General features: G+C 61.7%; 17 protein-coding genes. 7 read left to right on the forward strand and 10 right to left on the reverse strand.

The window, feature by feature from the left end:
• Nucleotides 1-96: 96 nt before the first annotated feature.
• From P7C00_RS31175 to P7C00_RS31200, 6 genes are all read right to left on the reverse strand, one after another.
• Nucleotides 97-618, reverse strand: coding sequence for a disulfide bond formation protein B (locus tag P7C00_RS31175; RefSeq protein WP_346633359.1), 522 nt, complete (start codon nucleotides 616-618; stop codon nucleotides 97-99).
• Nucleotides 619-783: 165 nt separating this feature from the next.
• Nucleotides 784-2,022, reverse strand: a complete 1,239-nt coding sequence (locus tag P7C00_RS31180; RefSeq protein ID WP_346633360.1) for a heme biosynthesis protein HemY — start codon at nucleotides 2,020-2,022, stop codon at nucleotides 784-786.
• Nucleotides 2,019-3,158, reverse strand: a complete 1,140-nt coding sequence (locus tag P7C00_RS31185) for a uroporphyrinogen-III C-methyltransferase (RefSeq protein WP_404937887.1) — start codon at nucleotides 3,156-3,158, stop codon at nucleotides 2,019-2,021. The genes P7C00_RS31180 and P7C00_RS31185 overlap by 4 nt, the downstream gene beginning before the upstream one ends.
• 16 nt (nucleotides 3,159-3,174) lie before the next feature.
• Nucleotides 3,175-3,942 (reverse strand): uroporphyrinogen-III synthase, encoded by a 768-nt coding sequence (locus P7C00_RS31190; RefSeq protein ID WP_404937888.1) that lies wholly within the window; start codon nucleotides 3,940-3,942, stop codon nucleotides 3,175-3,177.
• Nucleotides 3,939-4,880, reverse strand: a complete 942-nt coding sequence (gene hemC / locus P7C00_RS31195) for a hydroxymethylbilane synthase (RefSeq protein ID WP_404937889.1) — start codon at nucleotides 4,878-4,880, stop codon at nucleotides 3,939-3,941. The genes P7C00_RS31190 and hemC overlap by 4 nt, the downstream gene beginning before the upstream one ends.
• Before the next feature lie 126 nt (nucleotides 4,881-5,006).
• Nucleotides 5,007-5,753, reverse strand: coding sequence for a LytTR family DNA-binding domain-containing protein (locus tag P7C00_RS31200; RefSeq protein ID WP_123726797.1), 747 nt, complete (start codon nucleotides 5,751-5,753; stop codon nucleotides 5,007-5,009).
• Nucleotides 5,754-6,378: 625 nt separating this feature from the next.
• On the opposite strand from P7C00_RS31200, the gene argH reads away from it, so the two are divergent.
• Complete coding sequence (gene argH, locus P7C00_RS31205) at nucleotides 6,379-7,773, forward strand: argininosuccinate lyase (RefSeq protein ID WP_346633364.1); 1,395 nt, start codon at nucleotides 6,379-6,381, stop codon at nucleotides 7,771-7,773.
• A 60-nt stretch (nucleotides 7,774-7,833) separates the two neighbouring features.
• Here argH and P7C00_RS31210 read toward each other — a convergent pair whose 3' ends face one another.
• Nucleotides 7,834-8,481 (reverse strand): glutathione S-transferase, encoded by a 648-nt coding sequence (locus tag P7C00_RS31210; RefSeq protein ID WP_404937890.1) that lies wholly within the window; start codon nucleotides 8,479-8,481, stop codon nucleotides 7,834-7,836.
• A gap of 125 nt (nucleotides 8,482-8,606) precedes the next feature.
• Between P7C00_RS31210 and P7C00_RS31215 the strand changes: the two genes are divergently transcribed.
• From P7C00_RS31215 to P7C00_RS31225, 3 genes are all read left to right on the forward strand, one after another.
• Nucleotides 8,607-8,891, forward strand: a complete 285-nt coding sequence (locus P7C00_RS31215; protein WP_102862226.1) for a hypothetical protein — start codon at nucleotides 8,607-8,609, stop codon at nucleotides 8,889-8,891.
• A 193-nt stretch (nucleotides 8,892-9,084) separates the two neighbouring features.
• On the forward strand, nucleotides 9,085-9,330 hold the full coding sequence (locus P7C00_RS31220) for a TIGR02647 family protein (protein WP_123726799.1): 246 nt from the start codon (nucleotides 9,085-9,087) through the stop codon (nucleotides 9,328-9,330).
• A 167-nt stretch (nucleotides 9,331-9,497) separates the two neighbouring features.
• Nucleotides 9,498-12,344 carry a class I adenylate cyclase gene (locus tag P7C00_RS31225; protein ID WP_404937891.1) on the forward strand — a complete coding sequence of 949 codons (2,847 nt, stop codon included), beginning with the start codon at nucleotides 9,498-9,500 and terminating at the stop codon, nucleotides 12,342-12,344.
• A gap of 7 nt (nucleotides 12,345-12,351) precedes the next feature.
• Here P7C00_RS31225 and rnk read toward each other — a convergent pair whose 3' ends face one another.
• From rnk to cyaY, 3 genes are all read right to left on the reverse strand, one after another.
• Nucleotides 12,352-12,765, reverse strand: coding sequence for a nucleoside diphosphate kinase regulator (gene rnk, locus P7C00_RS31230; RefSeq protein ID WP_011064182.1), 414 nt, complete (start codon nucleotides 12,763-12,765; stop codon nucleotides 12,352-12,354).
• 142 nt (nucleotides 12,766-12,907) lie between these two features.
• Nucleotides 12,908-13,141 (reverse strand): DUF1289 domain-containing protein, encoded by a 234-nt coding sequence (locus P7C00_RS31235; protein ID WP_404937892.1) that lies wholly within the window; start codon nucleotides 13,139-13,141, stop codon nucleotides 12,908-12,910.
• A 4-nt stretch (nucleotides 13,142-13,145) separates the two neighbouring features.
• Nucleotides 13,146-13,478 carry an iron donor protein CyaY gene (gene cyaY / locus P7C00_RS31240; protein ID WP_011064183.1) on the reverse strand — a complete coding sequence of 111 codons (333 nt, stop codon included), beginning with the start codon at nucleotides 13,476-13,478 and terminating at the stop codon, nucleotides 13,146-13,148.
• Nucleotides 13,479-13,717: 239 nt separating this feature from the next.
• On the opposite strand from cyaY, the gene P7C00_RS31245 reads away from it, so the two are divergent.
• Genes P7C00_RS31245 through dapF form a run of 3 tightly spaced genes read left to right on the forward strand, consistent with a single transcriptional unit; the run spans nucleotide 13,718 to nucleotide 15,968 of the window.
• Nucleotides 13,718-13,876 (forward strand): LPS translocon maturation chaperone LptM, encoded by a 159-nt coding sequence (locus P7C00_RS31245; RefSeq protein ID WP_011064184.1) that lies wholly within the window; start codon nucleotides 13,718-13,720, stop codon nucleotides 13,874-13,876.
• Nucleotides 13,877-13,885: 9 nt separating this feature from the next.
• Complete coding sequence (gene lysA / locus P7C00_RS31250) at nucleotides 13,886-15,133, forward strand: diaminopimelate decarboxylase (RefSeq protein ID WP_346633368.1); 1,248 nt, start codon at nucleotides 13,886-13,888, stop codon at nucleotides 15,131-15,133.
• A gap of 4 nt (nucleotides 15,134-15,137) precedes the next feature.
• A complete protein-coding gene (gene dapF / locus P7C00_RS31255; RefSeq protein ID WP_346633369.1) occupies nucleotides 15,138-15,968 on the forward strand; it encodes a diaminopimelate epimerase in 831 nt (276 codons plus the stop codon).
• The last annotated feature ends 11 nt before the right edge of the window (nucleotides 15,969-15,979 follow it).

Here is a 15,979-nt window from a genome sequence, read left to right on the forward strand (position 1 = left end):
CGGGCCAGATTATGCCCGCTCGACAACAGCATCAAGGTACGCAGGAGATAAAGTTCATACAAGCGTTTAATCCGCGCCCTCCCACCAAACAATGACTCAGGGCAACACCGCAGCCTTGCGCCTGGCTCGAGACAGGCGCAGCAGACGGTAGCCGCTGAAGATCAGCATGATGACGAAAAACAGCAGGCTCCATTCGGGCAGACTCATGTCGAGCAGGGTCCAGGTGACCTCCGCGCAGTCCGACGTCCCCATGAAGGTCAATTGCAACGCCTGCCACCAGGACAGGTTGCGCAGCATGAACGGCATGTCCGGCAGGCAGGCCAGGAGTTGCTCGGAAGGAATGTTCTGCAGCAACACATGACGCCCGGCGGTGATCACTCCGAACAGGCCCAGTATCAGGTTGAGCGCCCAGTAGACCGCTCGTCCCATGCGCCCCGGCCCCTGCACCACGGCCAGTAGATTGACGCCAGTAAACATCATCAGCAGCAAGCGCTGCACGCCCCACAAGGGGCAGGATTCCAGGCCACCACCAGATTGCAGGTTGAACGCCGCCCACGAGGCAAAAGCCCCCACCAGGAACACCAGGGAGAACAGCAAGCGGGAGCCGGCCAGCGACATGAGATATCCGTAACGGAGAGAAACAGGCAGCCACGGTAGAGAAAGCGCTCGCTCCTTTCAAGGAGCGCTATGCCGCAGTGGGTCGACGATTGACAGTGAATGAGCCATCAAACCCGGACAAAAAAGGCCGGTTACCTGCAACAGGCAACCGGCCCCGAAGACGCTTCAGATCCGTACCGGAACCGGCAACGGTGACGCCAGCAGGCGCTCGTCGAGCATTCCCAGGCCTTCCTGGAACAGCTGGTTGCTGCGCTCGGTATCACCCAACTGAGCCAGCAAACGAGCCAGCTCGGCACAGGCTTCAGGATTGCGTTGCAGGCGCAGGCTGCTTTCCAGATAGTCCCGGGCCTTGCCCCACAGACTGTTCTGCAGGCACAGACGGCCCAGGGTCAGCAGCAGGCTCGGGTCGTCCGCATGCTCCTTCAGCCAATGCTCGGCAGTCTGCAACTGACGAGATGGATCGCTGCCCCGCACCAGCCCGTAAAGCCGTGCCAGATGGCTTTCATATTTACGCTTGAGGGCTGTGCGCAGGGCCTCTTCAGCCTCGGCTCCCGCCCCCAGCTGACGCAGTTGCTCGGCGTAGGCCAGCACCAGTTGTGGCTCCTGGCGTTGCGCCGAAGTCAGTTGCTGCCAGGCCCGGTTGAGAGACTGCAGGCCCGCCACCTGATCCTCTTCGCGTCGCGCCGCCAGGGTCAGGTTCTCACCCCAGGCGCGCCGTTCCAGCTCCTGCAACTCGCTGGCCGGCAGTGCCTTGTCCTTGCGCAACTCGGGCAACAAACGGATCAGCGCCGACCAGTCGCCACGCTGTTGATGCAGGCGCTGCAACTGGCGCAGGACCTGAACGCTATGGGGATGGCGCTCATGCATCGCTTGCAGGGTGCTCAGGGCACCTTCGGTATCACCGCGGTCGGTCTGCAACTGGGCATGACTCAGAGCCACCGCCAGCTCGGCCTGGGGCTGGCGGGTCAGCGCCCGCTCCAGCAACTGATCACACTCTTCATAGTGGCCTTGCTCGTTGGCGGCACGGGCCGCACCGAGGTAATACAACAGCGGTTGACGTTCGGCTTCCGCGGCACGGTGCAGGTGTTTTTGCGCGCTGGCCCAACGACCTTCGGCAAGGTCCATCTGGCCCTGCTCGATGGCGATTTGCACTCGGCGGCTACGATTGCGCCGCGACCAGGGGTTGACCACACCACCGGAGACCATCACCAATTCAATCAACAACTTGATGCCCCAGATCACCAACCAGATCAGCGCCACCAGGGCCAGGGTTGCCCAGAGGCTCGATTCGTAGCGAAAGTTGCTGTAGGCGATCAGTACGTACCCGGGATGCTCGGCAATGGCCAGTCCCAACAGGCCGATGGCTGCGATGACCAGTAGAACGATCACATAGGCGCGCTTCATGGGCTCGTCTCCTGGGCGGTGTTCGCCGCAGGTTTGGCCAGAGGCTTGACTGAATCCTCAGCGTTCAGATTGCGCCGCTCGAGATAGGCCTGGACCGTGCTCAGGGTCTTGGCCAGATCCGGGGTGACAACAGTCACCGGCTGCTTGCTCAGTTCGGACAAGCGCTCAAGCATGATCTTGCTTTGCGGATTGTCCTGATTGAAGTTGCCAGTCAGCACATCACGTGCCTCGGTCAGTGCCTGGGTATAGACCGCCGCCTGACCATTCAAGGCAGCCCACTGGGCCTGTTCCAGCGCCAGGCTCAGAGCCAGGCGTACCTGAGTCAGCCCTTGGCCGGCCAGCAATGGACGGATGTTCTTGTCGGCATTGAAGTCGATGCGGAAATAGCGGGAGACCTGATCCCACCACTGCGCCCAACGGCTTGCGCCGTCACCGTCGGCGGTCAGCCCCAGCAATGATTCGCCACGATCCTTGTACTCCGGAGCCACGGCGCTGAGTTCTAGGACCTGATCACGCAGGGCACCCAGTTGCAGGAACAGCCCGGTGCGATCCGGTTGCTCGGTGCTGCGCAGGGCCGCCAGGCTCTTGGCCAACTGCTCGCGTGCAGCGAAGGAACCCGGGTCGTTCTGCTCCCGCAGGATATCGTCGGCGCCCTGGACCAGCGCCTGAGCGCTGCTGATGTCCTGCAGCGCAGAAAGACGCAGGCTGGCCAGACGCAGCAGATGCTCGGCCTCGGCCAAGCGCCAGTCCTTGCGGCTGGCGCCGAGCACGGTTTCCAGGCGCTGATTCAAGCGCTGCTGATCACCTTGCAACTGGGCCACCAGCCGTCGCCGGTCCTCCAGCTCATCGGCTGCCGGCAGTTGTTCCAAGCGTGCACTCAGGCGCTGCTCACTGAGTTTGAAACTCTGCGCCTGATCCCCCAGGGCCTGCAGCTGGCTCAGTTGCTGCTGGTTGTTGGCTTGCAGGCTGCGCACCTGCCAGATCCCCCAACCGCCGGCGGCGACACCCGCCGCCCCCAGCAGCAGGGCCAGTATCGCCAACCCGTTGCCACGACGTTCAACGGTTCGGGTCGTGGGTTCAGCAGGTGTTTCAGGCACCGGCCGGACTTCATCTTTAGGCAAGGCTGTTTCGCTCACGTATCCATCCTTTGCGTTAGAGAACGGGCACGGGTTGCTCCCGTAACGCCGTTAGCAAAGCCGCGGCACTGGCGCCGCGACAATCCACAACTTTTTCCGCCCCGGCGGCACGTGCCATTTCGGCAACCCGGGGGCTTGGAACAAACAACGGCATCTTCGCCAACTGCGACCAGGCTGGGCCGGCCAACTGCTGCAAGTGGCTGAAACCCTGTCCACTGCTGACCACCAGGCCGTTCAAGCGTTCCCCCTGAATCCGCTCAAGCAGCGCATCCTCGCGGTAATGCGGCAGGCACCGGCGGTAGAGTTCCAGATAATCGACACTAGCACCTAGGTCACGCAAGCGCTCAGAGAGCAGCTCGCGACCGCCCTCTCCACGCACGATCAGCACCCTTGGCTCAGGGCGCCGGATAGCCTCGCGCAATTGGGGAAGTTCAAGCAAGGCTTCGCTGTCATCGCCTGCTTGGGGATAAAACACTTGCAGGCCTGCATCCGCAAGGATCTGCCCGGTGCCGGCACCGACACTGAACCAGCTTTGAGCGGGGGGCTGGGGCCAATAGGCTCGCAGCAGGCCCAGGCCAAGGTGCGCGGCAGGCTTGCTGACCACGATCAACGCACAGTAGCGATCCAGCTCCAGCAGGGTCGCTCGCTGCGAATCGCTGACGGGCAAGGCTTGAATCTCCAGTAACGGCAGGCTGCTGCTGAAGACACCGACCTCGGCCAGGGTTGCTGCCAATGCAGCACTATCCTCGCTTGGCCGGGTCAGCAGCAGGCGCCACCCGATCACTCTTCGCCCGCCTCGCCGTAGACCGCGCGCAGGATGTCATCGGCGCCCTGGGCCAGCAGGTCATCTGCCACCTTCACCCCCAGTTCAGTGGCCGACGCTCGCGGGCCACGCGCTTCGGCGCTCAACAGCAGGCCGCCGCTAGGCTCGCCGACCAGGCCACGCAGCCAGATCTGATCGCCTTCCAGCACTGCGTAGCAGGCAATCGGAACCTGGCAGCCGCCGTTCAAATGCTTGTTCAGCGCTCGCTCGGCAGTCACCCGGCTGGCCGTGTCGGCATGGTGCAGAGGCGCCAGCAACGCGTGAATTTCAGTATCGACACTACGACACTCGATACCGACAGCGCCTTGGCCACCGGCGGGCAGACTGTCATCGACACTGATGGACGAACTGATGCGGTCTTCGAAGCCCAGGCGAATCAGGCCGGCGGCGGCCAGGATAATGGCGTCGTACTCGCCGGCGTCCAGCTTGGCCAGCCGGGTATTGACGTTGCCCCGCAGAAAACGAATCTGCAGGTCAGGGCGACGGGTCAGCAGTTGGGCCTGGCGGCGCAGGCTGGAGGTACCCACCACACTGCCTTCCGGCAATTGCTCGAGGCTGGCGTAGGTATTGGAGACGAAAGCGTCACGTGGGTCTTCGCGCTCGCAGATGCAGAACAACCCCAGGCCTTCGGGGAAGTCCATGGGCACGTCTTTCATCGAATGCACGGCGATATCGGCCTGGTTTTCCAGCAGTGCGGTTTCCAGTTCCTTGACGAACAGGCCCTTGCCGCCGATTTTCGACAGGGGCGAGTCCAGCAGTTTGTCGCCGCGACTGACCATGGGCACCAGGGTCACGACGAGGCCCGGATGGGCCTCTTGCAGACGGGCTTTGACGTATTCGGCCTGCCACAAGGCCAGTGCACTTTTGCGGGTAGCGATGCGGATTTCGCGAGAGGACATGGATCAATCCGTACTGAATAGATACGGCAGATAATAACAGCTCAGCCAAAGCAGCTTTGACTTGTATCAGAAACGCAGCGTCCTCCCGACGCCAGGCTTGCCTTTTTGCGGGCCTTGGGTCTCGGTCTAGAGCTGCTGCATCATCTTGCGCACACCCGCCACATGGCGCCGGCTGACGATCAGGGCATCGCCATTGAGCCCCTTGAGGTACAGCTGAAAATGCCCCAGGGGCGTACGTTGCAGACGCTCGATCCGCTCGCGGGCCACCAGCGCATTGCGATGAATACGCACAAAGCGTTCACCAAATTCGTCTTCCAATGCCTTCAATGGCTCATCCAGAAGTACTTCGCCGCTTTCATGGCGCAAAGTCACGTACTTGTGGTCAGCAATGAAATACACCACCTGAGCCAGAGGAATCAGCTCGATCCCCTTACGGGTGCGAGCACTGATGTGACTGCGTGGGCCGTTGCCGCTTTCCGCCGCCGGCCGAGTCAGGGCCGCCAACTGCACACGATTGGGTTTCTCGGCCTTTTTCAGCGCCTCCAGCAGCAGCTCTGGGCGCACGGGCTTGACCAGGTGGCCGACCCCACTGGCATTGAAAGCCTCTAAGGCAAATTCGTCCGGGGCCGCGCAAAACACCAGCGCCGGAGGCGTCTCGCGCTCGCACAATTTACCGGCGACCTGCAGACCGTCCAGGCCCGGCATGCGGACATCGAGCAAGACGATATCCGGCTTCAGGCTCTCGATCAGGCTCAGCGCCTCTTCGCCATTGGTGGCGCTGGGCTCCAGGACACTGTATCCCTCAAGCTCACTGACCATTCGGCTCAGGCGCTCGCGGGCTAGGGGTTCGTCATCAACGATCAGGACATTCATATTGCGCTGGATTCCTGCGTGAGTCTCGCACAAGGATAGCGTAGACAGGTGGAGTGACGTCCGTCACGGCGATCCACGCTAAGACTAGTGCTAAGGCCAAAAAGTGCCGCAAGTCGGGCACCAATATTTACCCGTACCTGCCCGATACCGCCCCAGGTCGGTGGATGCGCGACGGCGTCGCAGGGAATGCTGGTATTCAACACAAAGCCCCCCTCGTTACTGTGGTCGGCGTCCACCCTGGCCACACCCGCCTCGTTTCGTGGACGGGTTGCATGGACCTGCGCGGAGTGAACTCGATGGACAGACCCAGTGCGAACACGCGAGGGGTGTTACGCAATTGTGCCGGTCCTCCTGTCCAACTGTAGACGGTTGCCAAGACGATATTGCTCAATCGATAAATATCGTTTGATCGATATCACCTTCCGCACTCAAGGCGCCCCTGCCCAGGTGCGCTCCGAATTGTGCCGATCTCAGTCTCTGCGCCCTCGGGGCCGGCGACAAGCCATGCAGCGCAGGCCAGGAGAAAAAAAGCTGCCGACCAGTGCCAGCGACAGCCCAGGCAACCCTGTTATTATCGGCGCCTGTTTTTCACGCCATCTTCCTTCAGCAGATCACGAGCGAATTCATGAGCACTGACAAGACCAATCAGTCCTGGGGCGGCCGCTTCAGTGAACCCGTCGACGCCTTCGTCGCCCGCTTCACCGCCTCTGTCACTTTCGACCAGCGCCTGTATCGCCACGACATCATGGGCTCCATCGCTCATGCCACAATGCTGGCCAAGGTTGGTGTGCTCACCGACGCCGAGCGTGACAGCATCATCGACGGCCTGAAGACCATTCAGGGCGAGATCGAGGCCGGCAGCTTCGACTGGCGCGTGGACCTTGAAGACGTGCACATGAACATCGAAGCGCGCCTGACCGATCGCATCGGTATCACCGGCAAGAAGCTGCACACCGGTCGCAGCCGCAATGATCAGGTGGCCACCGACATCCGCCTGTGGCTGCGGGACGAAATCGACCTGATCCTGGCCGAAATCACCCGCTTGCAGAAAGGCCTGCTGGAGCTGGCCGAGCGCGAAGCCGAGAGCATCATGCCGGGCTTCACTCACCTGCAGACCGCCCAGCCCGTGACCTTCGGCCACCATATGCTGGCCTGGTTCGAAATGCTCAGCCGCGACTACGAGCGCCTGGTGGACTGCCGCAAGCGCACCAACCGCATGCCCCTGGGCAGCGCTGCGCTGGCCGGCACCACCTACCCCATCGACCGCGAGCTGACCTGCCAGCTGCTGGGCTTCGAAGCCGTGGGCGGCAACTCCCTGGACAGCGTTTCGGACCGTGACTTCGCCATCGAATTCTGCGCCGCCGCCAGCGTGGCGATGATGCACCTGTCGCGCTTCTCCGAAGAGCTGGTGCTGTGGACCAGCGCGCAATTCCAGTTCATCGATCTGCCGGACCGCTTCTGCACCGGCAGCTCGATCATGCCGCAAAAGAAAAACCCCGACGTGCCGGAGCTGGTACGGGGCAAGAGTGGCCGGGTGTTTGGCGCACTGATGGGCCTGCTGACCCTGATGAAGGGCCAGCCCCTGGCGTACAACAAGGACAACCAGGAAGACAAGGAGCCGCTGTTCGACGCCGCCGACACCCTGCGCGACTCGCTGCGGGCCTTTGCCGACATGGTCCCAGCCATCAAGCCCAAGCACGCCATCATGCGTGAAGCGGCCCTGCGCGGCTTCTCCACCGCCACTGACCTGGCGGACTATCTGGTGCGCCGTGGCCTGCCGTTCCGTGACTGCCACGAAATCGTCGGCCACGCCGTGAAGTACGGTGTGGAGACTGGCAAGGACCTGGCAGAAATGAGCCTTGAAGAACTGCGCAAATTCAGCGACCAGATCGAGCAGGACGTGTTTGCCGTGCTGACCCTGGAAGGCTCGGTCAATGCCCGTAACCACATCGGCGGCACCGCTCCAACTCAGGTCCGGGCTGCGGTGGCTCGCGGCCAGGCGTTGCTGGCCAGCCGCTAAGCACCCTGCCCGCAGGGGCCGGCAACCCTCTGCCGGTCCTTGCAAACTGGCTGCCCGGCGCTAGCGTCCCGATCGCCTGGCGGTAATAAGCGCAGCCTTGTCAGCGGCAATCCGCCTGGCGTTGGGCGTCTGTTCCAGGCGCTCCAACAGGGCCTTGGCCTCTGGCATATCGGCCAGTAAGTCGATCCCGAACAGCTTGTCCCCGACTACCAGGGCCAGGTTCACGCTGTACTGGAAATACAGGTCCGCCACGCTCAGGCTGGTACCCGCCACATAAGGCGCGAACCGGGCATGCCGGCGCAATGCGGCAAAGCCCTGCAGCAATTCGATTCCGGCCTTTTCCTTGATCGCCTCGGGCAGCGTCGCACCAAAGAACACTTCGGGGAAACAGGCCCGGGCCGGCAGCTCGATATAGAGTTCGATCTCCTTGGCCAGTGCCAGCACCTGAGCTCGTTCGAAGGCATCTCCCGGCAGCAGCGCCGGCTCAGGATGGACCTGCTCCAGGTAATCAAGAATCACGCTGGTTTCGCTGATAAAGCCCTGCTCCACTTCCAGCACCGGAACCTTGCCCCGGGGACTGATGGCCAGCGCCTCGGGGCTTTGGCCGGCGTAGAACAGCACCTCCTCGAAGGGCAGGCCCTTTTCCAGCAGGGCCAGTTTGACCATGTTGTAGTAGTTGCTGATGGCGAACCCATAAAGCTTGAACATCCCATAGCCTCCAGGCCGTGCAGGGGGTCGGCAGGACTTTTTATAGAAGGTTAATCCGCTTCTGACCAGCAGCATCCAGCCTCTGAATACGAGTAAACTGGCGACCTTTCCTTGAGGAGCCTGCCATGAGCGAGCCAACCGATATCGACAACGACGAAGAAGAGTTCGCCGAAAACACCCTGATCGAAGCGATCGAGAACCAGATCGAAAGCGACAATCCGCCAGCAGCCAAGGCCACCTTCAACAAGCTGACCCTGGTGGGTTACGAGCGCGAAGAAATCCTCAACCTGATGGCCCACGTCCTGGCTGTCGAGATCGATGCGATCCTCGAGGAAGACCGCGCCTTCGATACCCAATGGTACGAAGCCGCGCTGCGCGCCCTGCCAGAACTGCCTCCAGAGAAGCAGTAAGCCGGTACCACCGGAGCGCTGCCCGCAGCAACGTTCCGGCACGCCACTGCCGACCTGACTACACTGCAGGCACCCTGCGGCCAAAGACCGCTGCCCTCAGGTACAAAAGTCCTCAGCGAACGCTGGACACGCCGCCGTTCTGCGGTCACCTTAAGAACGCTGACCTCTCATTCCTAGAAAGTCTGGAGTCCTTATGTCGTATACCCCTGAGTTGGTTGCCGAACTGGAAATCCTTGCACTCTTCAACCTGGACAACTCCCAGGAAGGCCTGAAAATCCATCAGACCGCTGCCCCTTCTGCCATCGCCGCCGCCCAACGCCTGTTTGACAAAGAACTGCTGACCCAACCCGATGGGGGCTACCTGACCAGCCTTGGCCGGGATGCAGCCGAGCATGCTCAAGGCCTGCTGACCATCCTGAGCGTCAAAGAAACCGCCTGAACACTGCTCCTCGGCCTGCGGGGTTCCCGTCTGTCGGATTCCGTAGGCACCCTCCCGCCAATACGCTAGAAATCTGGCGTCAAAAAACAAAATCAGCTTAAGGCTCAGCCTTGTCTGACGATAAACTGCTGCCGTCCTCAAACCGCCACGTTCGAGCTCCGCTTGAAATGCCCCATACCCATGAAATCCGTCCCGATCTGGATGAAGGAATCGATCGCAAGGTTCTCAGTCAACTGCGCGCGCGCTTTCTCACCCTCAATGCAGGACGCATGGCTCGGGCAATGGAAGGGTTGTCGGCACGCCAGCAGTTGGTCCTCAACCTGCTGCCACTGTTCTTTCACGTCAATCATCCACTGCTGCCCGGCTATGTTTCCGGCGCTACCCCGGCGGGGTTGTCCAACTACGAGCCCGACCCGCAAGCCCTGGCTGAAGCCCAGCGCCTGACTCGTTCCTTTTCCTACAAGCCTCGTCATGGCAACCCACCTCGACCTATCCACGGCCTGTTTCTCATGGGCAGCCTGGGCACCCTGGCCCAGGCCGACCAAAGCGACATGGATGTCTGGGTTTGCCATGCCCCAGACCTGAACGAAACCGAGCTGGCGGAACTGCAGAAGAAATGCCAGTTGCTGGAAGCCTGGGCTGCGGGCCAGGGCGCCGAGGCGCATTTTTTCCTGATCGACCCCAGCCGCTTTATCCGCGGCGAGCGGGATACACAGTTGAGTTCGGACGATTGCGGCACCACCCAGCACTACCTGCTGCTGGACGAGTTCTACCGCACCGCCATCTGGCTGGCCGGACGCACGCCCCTGTGGTGGTTGGTACCGGTGTATGAAGAAGGTCGCTACGAGCGGTATATCCACACGCTGCTGTCCAAACGTTTTGTCCCCGCCGAGGAAAACCTCGACCTGGGCCACATGGCCCGCATCCCTCCCGGGGAATTCATCGGCGCTGGACTCTGGCAGCTATTCAAAGGCATCGAGTCGCCCTACAAGTCGGTGCTCAAGCTGCTGCTGATCGAGGTCTACGCCAGCGAGCATCCCAAGGTCCAGTGCCTGAGCCTGCGCTTCAAGCAGGCGGTATTCGCCAACCGCCTGGATCTGGACGAGCTGGACCCCTATATCGTGGTCTATCGACGCATCGAGGAATACCTCAAGGCTCGTGGTGAGCCCGAGCGTCTGGAGCTGGTGCGGCGCAGCCTGTATCTCAAGGTCAACCGCAAGCTTTCCAGCGGCAATGGCGCTCGCAGTCCGAGCTGGCAGCGAGCGCTGCTTGAGCGCCTGGCCAGCGAATGGGGCTGGGATCAGCGCCAACTGGCCCTGCTGGACAGCCGCAGCCAATGGAAGGTACGCCAGGTCAGCAGTGAGCGCCGGGCGCTGGTCAACGAGCTCAACTACAGCTACCGCTTCCTGACCCAGTTCGCCCGCACCGAACAGGCCGCCAGCCTGATCAACAAACGTGACTTGAACGTGCTGGGCCGGCGCCTGTACGCGGCATTCGAACGCAAGGCGGGGAAAATCGAGTTCATCAACCCCGGCATCGCCCCGGACCTCGCGGAAGACACCCTGACCCTGGTGCAGTCACCAAACAAGAAAGAACCGGGGCAGACTCATTGGGGCCTGTACAACGGCAACCTGACCGCCCTGGAGTGGGAACACTTCGCCCCTATCAAGCGCAGCCGTGAATTGCTTGAGCTGCTGACCTGGTGCCATCGCAACGGGGTGATCGACAGCAGCACGCGCCTGGCCCTGCACCCTGGCAGCAGCGACCTGAGCGAATTCGAACTGTTCAACTTGCTCGGCAGCCTGCAACAGACCGTGGCCCTGCCATTGACCACCGTCGGCGAAGAGCAGTTGCTGCATGCCAGCGTGCCCGGCGAAGTGCTGATTCTGGTGAACGTCGGAGTCGACCCACTCAAGCATCACCGCGACCTGAACATTCTCATGACCACCGAGCGCACCGACTCTCTGAGCTACGCCGGGGTGCGAGAGAACCTGGTGCTGACCCTGGATCAGGTCACCCTCAATAGCTGGAACGAGGTCATGGTCGGTCGTTACGACGCTGAACATGCATTGCTCGATTGCCTGCGGGACTACCTCAACAACCTGCCGTCCGACTCACAACCACGGCTGCGGGTCCGCTGCTTCTGCCACAACCGCGCGCAGTTCATCGCCCGACGGGTGGAGGAGCTGTTCGAAACTGCGCACCACCTCCTGCTCAGTCAGCTCAATTACCGCTACCTGATCCAGGTTCAGCAGCACTTTCACGTCCTCGAACTGGTGCCCGGCCAGGTTCGGCATCGGGCCATGGCGACAGCCGCCGCGCTGCTTGAATACCTGGGCCAGGAACAAGCCCGCTACAGCCCCCTGCACCTCGATCCGATGGCCCTGGAAGATCACGATCTGGCGCTGATCCTGCCCATGGGCCAGCCGGATTGCATTCAGGTGTTCTACCGGATCATCGAGCACAATGCCGAGCTCTATGTCCTCGATGAGCACAACGCTCTGTGGCAGCAGACCCTGCCCTACCACGACGAACAAAGCCTGCTGGTGCCCCTGCAGCGCTTCCTGCAGTCGATCCTCTACCGCCGCGAGGCGCTACTGTCGATGGACAATAGTCAGGACGAGAAACCTTTGGACACACTCTACTTGCAGATACTGCCCTCAGGCACCGGTCGGGCGCGCCGGGTAGAGGCGCGACCAGCACCTGCGACACCCGTGGACAAGGCCTTTTATGACGTGCAGGCGATCATCGGCAAAGCTGCACCTGGCCAGGTGCAAGTCTCGCTGTACTGCAATCAACGGGAGTTTTCCGAATTGGAATATGGCAACCAGCTGTTCAGCGTGGTGGCCCAGGAAATCGTCGGACAGCGCCGTGAACCGGAGCGCTACCGCTGCTACATCACCGATCTGGACCTGTCCGGCCTGCTCGGTGATGGGCAAAGTTCGAGCATTGTATATCTGCGCTACAAGGCCAGCCTGGAGCGCGCACTGAACGACGCGCTCGAGCAGGTCTAGCCGCAAATCAGAGGTGGTAGTCGCCTGCGGCTTCCGGCTGGTATTCCACTTCCAGCAGGGTCAGCTTCAGAGTCTTGCCACCCGGCGCCGGCCAGTCGATGTATTGACCAACCTGCAAGCCCAGCAAGGCGCTGCCCACGGGTGCAAGGATCGAAATCTTGCCTTCGTCGGCGTTGGCGTCCTGTGGATAAACCAGGGTCAGGTGGTAGTCCTTGCCACTGCTTTCTTCACGGCAATGCACACGCGAGTTCATGGTTACGACACCGGCCGGGACTTCATCGTGACCCACCAGCGTTTCGGCACGATCCAACTCGGTTTGCAGTGCAATGACGCCTGGCAGCGAGTCGTCCAGGCTGTCGATCAGGCGCTCCAGACGTTGCACGTCAAGGCGGGTAAGGATGATGGATGGTGCAGTACTCATGATCCTGGCTGACTCCTATTTTTTCTGCACAAAAAAGCAAAACCCCGCCAAATAAGACGGGGTTCTCACCGGCCTCGATGTAGCGAGGCGAAGTCGGACACTATCACAGCACACTGAATAAACAAACCGTACCAGTACGAACCTAAAGCCCCCCGGCTGTAGCGCTCTGTTTGCGCCGCAACGCTTGTGCGCAGATCACTCGGCGCCGCTCGTCATCGGCCGAACGCCACTCGCGAATGTCCTCCACATGGCGGAAACAGCCACGGCAGACCTTTTCCTCATCGAGACGGCACAGGCTGATGCATGGCGAACTGACCGCCGGACTGACGTTGCTGTACAGCGGCTTGGGCGGTCGGGCTGCGGCAGGCTGAGTCACGATTTCAGAGACCTTCGAACTCGAGTTTGATATCTGCCTGTTCGAGAACGATGCGCTCCAGCATCTCCCCCAACTGCTCTTCACTCTTGTCGCACATCCAGCGCTCGCTTTCCTCGTCGTAGTCGAAGTGGAAACCACCGGAGCGGGCGGCCAGCCACAGTTGGCGCAAAGGCTCCTGGCGGCTGAAGATCACCTGGCTGCCGTTGTCGAACTTGACGGTGAGCACCCCGGCGGAACTTTCCAGGTCGATGTCCAGGTCGCTCTCATCGAAAATATCCTCCAGCGTCTGCTGGGTGGCGTCCACCAGGTCGTGAAAACGGGCTTCGGTCAAACTCATTGTGGGAACCTCAAAAAGTGTCTACTCACGCTCAAGCGCCGCAAGATACGGGCGCTCCCCGGCGAATGCAAAGGATACCGAACAGGCGGATAAATGCGACGTCCATTGTGCCGGAAGCCGACCAAAGCCTCTCAGCAGCCCCTGGCAAAGGCCCGCTGGACGGGAGTTACGCTGCATAGGCAAGCTGCCGGGTGGCCGGTATACTCGGGCGCAATTTACGCATTCTCAAGGATTTCGCCATGAAGCGCCTGATCTCTTCCCTTGCTGCGCTCGTCGCGGTTGCCTGCCTTGTTACCGCCTGCGGCCAGAAAGGCCCGCTGTATCTGCCTGATGACAGCAAATCCCCTGAAGAACAGGCGAAATCGCAATCGCAGTCGCACAAGCACGACACCTACTAAGGGCTCACCATGGACGCTTTCAACTACCGCGACGGTGAGCTGTTCGCGGAAGGCGTAGCCCTGTCCGCCATTGCCGAGCGTTTCGGCACGCCGACCTACGTCTATTCCCGAGCGCACATCGAGGCCCAGTACCTGGCCTATGCCGAGGCGCTTGCCGGCATGCCGCACCTGGTCTGCTTCGCGGTAAAAGCCAACTCCAACCTGGGCGTGCTGAATGTCCTGGCGCGCTTGGGCGCTGGTTTCGACATCGTCTCCCGGGGCGAGCTGGAGCGTGTCCTGGCCGCTGGCGGCCAAGCCGACAAGATTGTCTTTTCCGGCGTCGGCAAGACCCGTGACGACATGCGCCGGGCCCTGGAAGTGGGCGTCCATTGCTTCAACGTCGAGTCCGCCGAAGAGCTTGAGCGCCTGCAACTGGTGGCCGCCGAGCTGGGTGTTCGCGCGCCGATCTCGCTGCGGGTCAATCCCGACGTCGATGCCGGTACCCACCCGTACATCTCCACCGGCCTCAAGGAAAACAAGTTCGGCATCGACATTGCGACTGCCGAGGACGTGTATATCCGCGCCGCACAGTTGCCGAACCTGGACATCGTCGGTGTCGACTGCCACATCGGCTCTCAGCTGACCACCCTGGCCCCTTTCATCGACGCCCTCGACCGCCTGCTGGATCTGGTGGATCGCCTTGGCGAGTGCGGCATCTACCTGCGCCACATCGATCTGGGTGGCGGTCTGGGTGTGCGTTATCGCGACGAAGAGCCACCACTGGCCGCCGACTACATCAAGGCCGTGCGTGAACGCCTCGATGGCCGCGACCTGGCCCTGGTGTTCGAACCGGGCCGCTTCATCGTGGCCAACGCCGGTGTACTGCTGACCCGGGTCGAGTACCTCAAACACACCGAACACAAGGATTTCGCCATCGTCGACGGCGCCATGAACGACCTGATCCGCCCAGCGCTTTACCAGGCCTGGATGGATGTCAGTGCCGTCCAGCCACGGGATGCCGAACCCCGCACCTACGACATTGTCGGACCGATCTGCGAAACCGGCGACTTCCTCGCCAAGGAGCGCTACCTGGCCCTGGCCGAGGGCGACCTGCTGGCGGTGCATTCCGCCGGCGCCTATGGTTTCGTCATGAGCTCGAACTACAACACCCGCGGCCGTGCCGCAGAAGTACTGGTCGATGGTGACCAGGCTGTTGAAGTGCGTCGCCGCGAGACGGTAGCCGAGTTATTCGCTGGCGAAAGCCTGCTGCCGGAGTAAGACCATGCTGCTGCGTTTTACCAAGATGCACGGTCTGGGCAATGACTTCATGGTTCTCGACCTGGTCAGCCAGCACGCGCATATTCTGCCCAAGCACGCCAAACAATGGGGTGATCGCAATACCGGAATCGGCTTCGATCAACTGCTGATCGTCGAGGCTCCGAGCAACCCGGACGTGGACTTCCGCTATCGGATCTTCAACTCCGACGGCTCCGAAGTGGAACAGTGCGGCAACGGTGCCCGCTGCTTCGCCCGCTTCGTACTGGACAAGCGCCTGACCACCAAACGTCAGATCCGCGTCGAGACCAAGAGCGGCGTCATCGAACTGGATATCCGCAACGACGGACAGATCAGCGTCAACATGGGTGCTCCGCGCCTGGTGCCAGCGGACATTCCGTTCCAGGCACCGGCCCAGGCCGACAGCTACACGCTGGACGTCGACGGCCGTCAGGTCGAGCTGGCAGCCGTGTCCATGGGCAACCCCCACGCCGTGTTGCGGGTGGATGACATCAACAGCGCACCGGTGCACGAGCTGGGGCCGAAGATCGAACATCACCCTCGCTTCCCGGCGCGGGTCAACGTGGGCTTTCTTCAGGTCCTGGACCGCCAGCGCGCGCAATTGCGGGTCTGGGAACGTGGCGCCGGGGAAACCCAGGCCTGCGGTACCGGCGCCTGTGCAGCGGCTGTGGCCGCGATCAGCCAGGGGTGGATGGATTCGCCCCTATTGATCGACCTGCCGGGCGGGCGCCTGTCCATTGAATGGGCAGGCCCTGGCCAACCGGTGATGATGACCGGCCCGGCAGTCCGCGTATACGAAGGACAGGTGCGTCTTTAAGTGAGCGAAAT

Source organism: Pseudomonas sp. JDS08PS003, from assembly GCF_045013505.1.
Taxonomy (GTDB): Bacteria; Pseudomonadota; Gammaproteobacteria; order Pseudomonadales; family Pseudomonadaceae; genus Aquipseudomonas; species Aquipseudomonas protegens_B.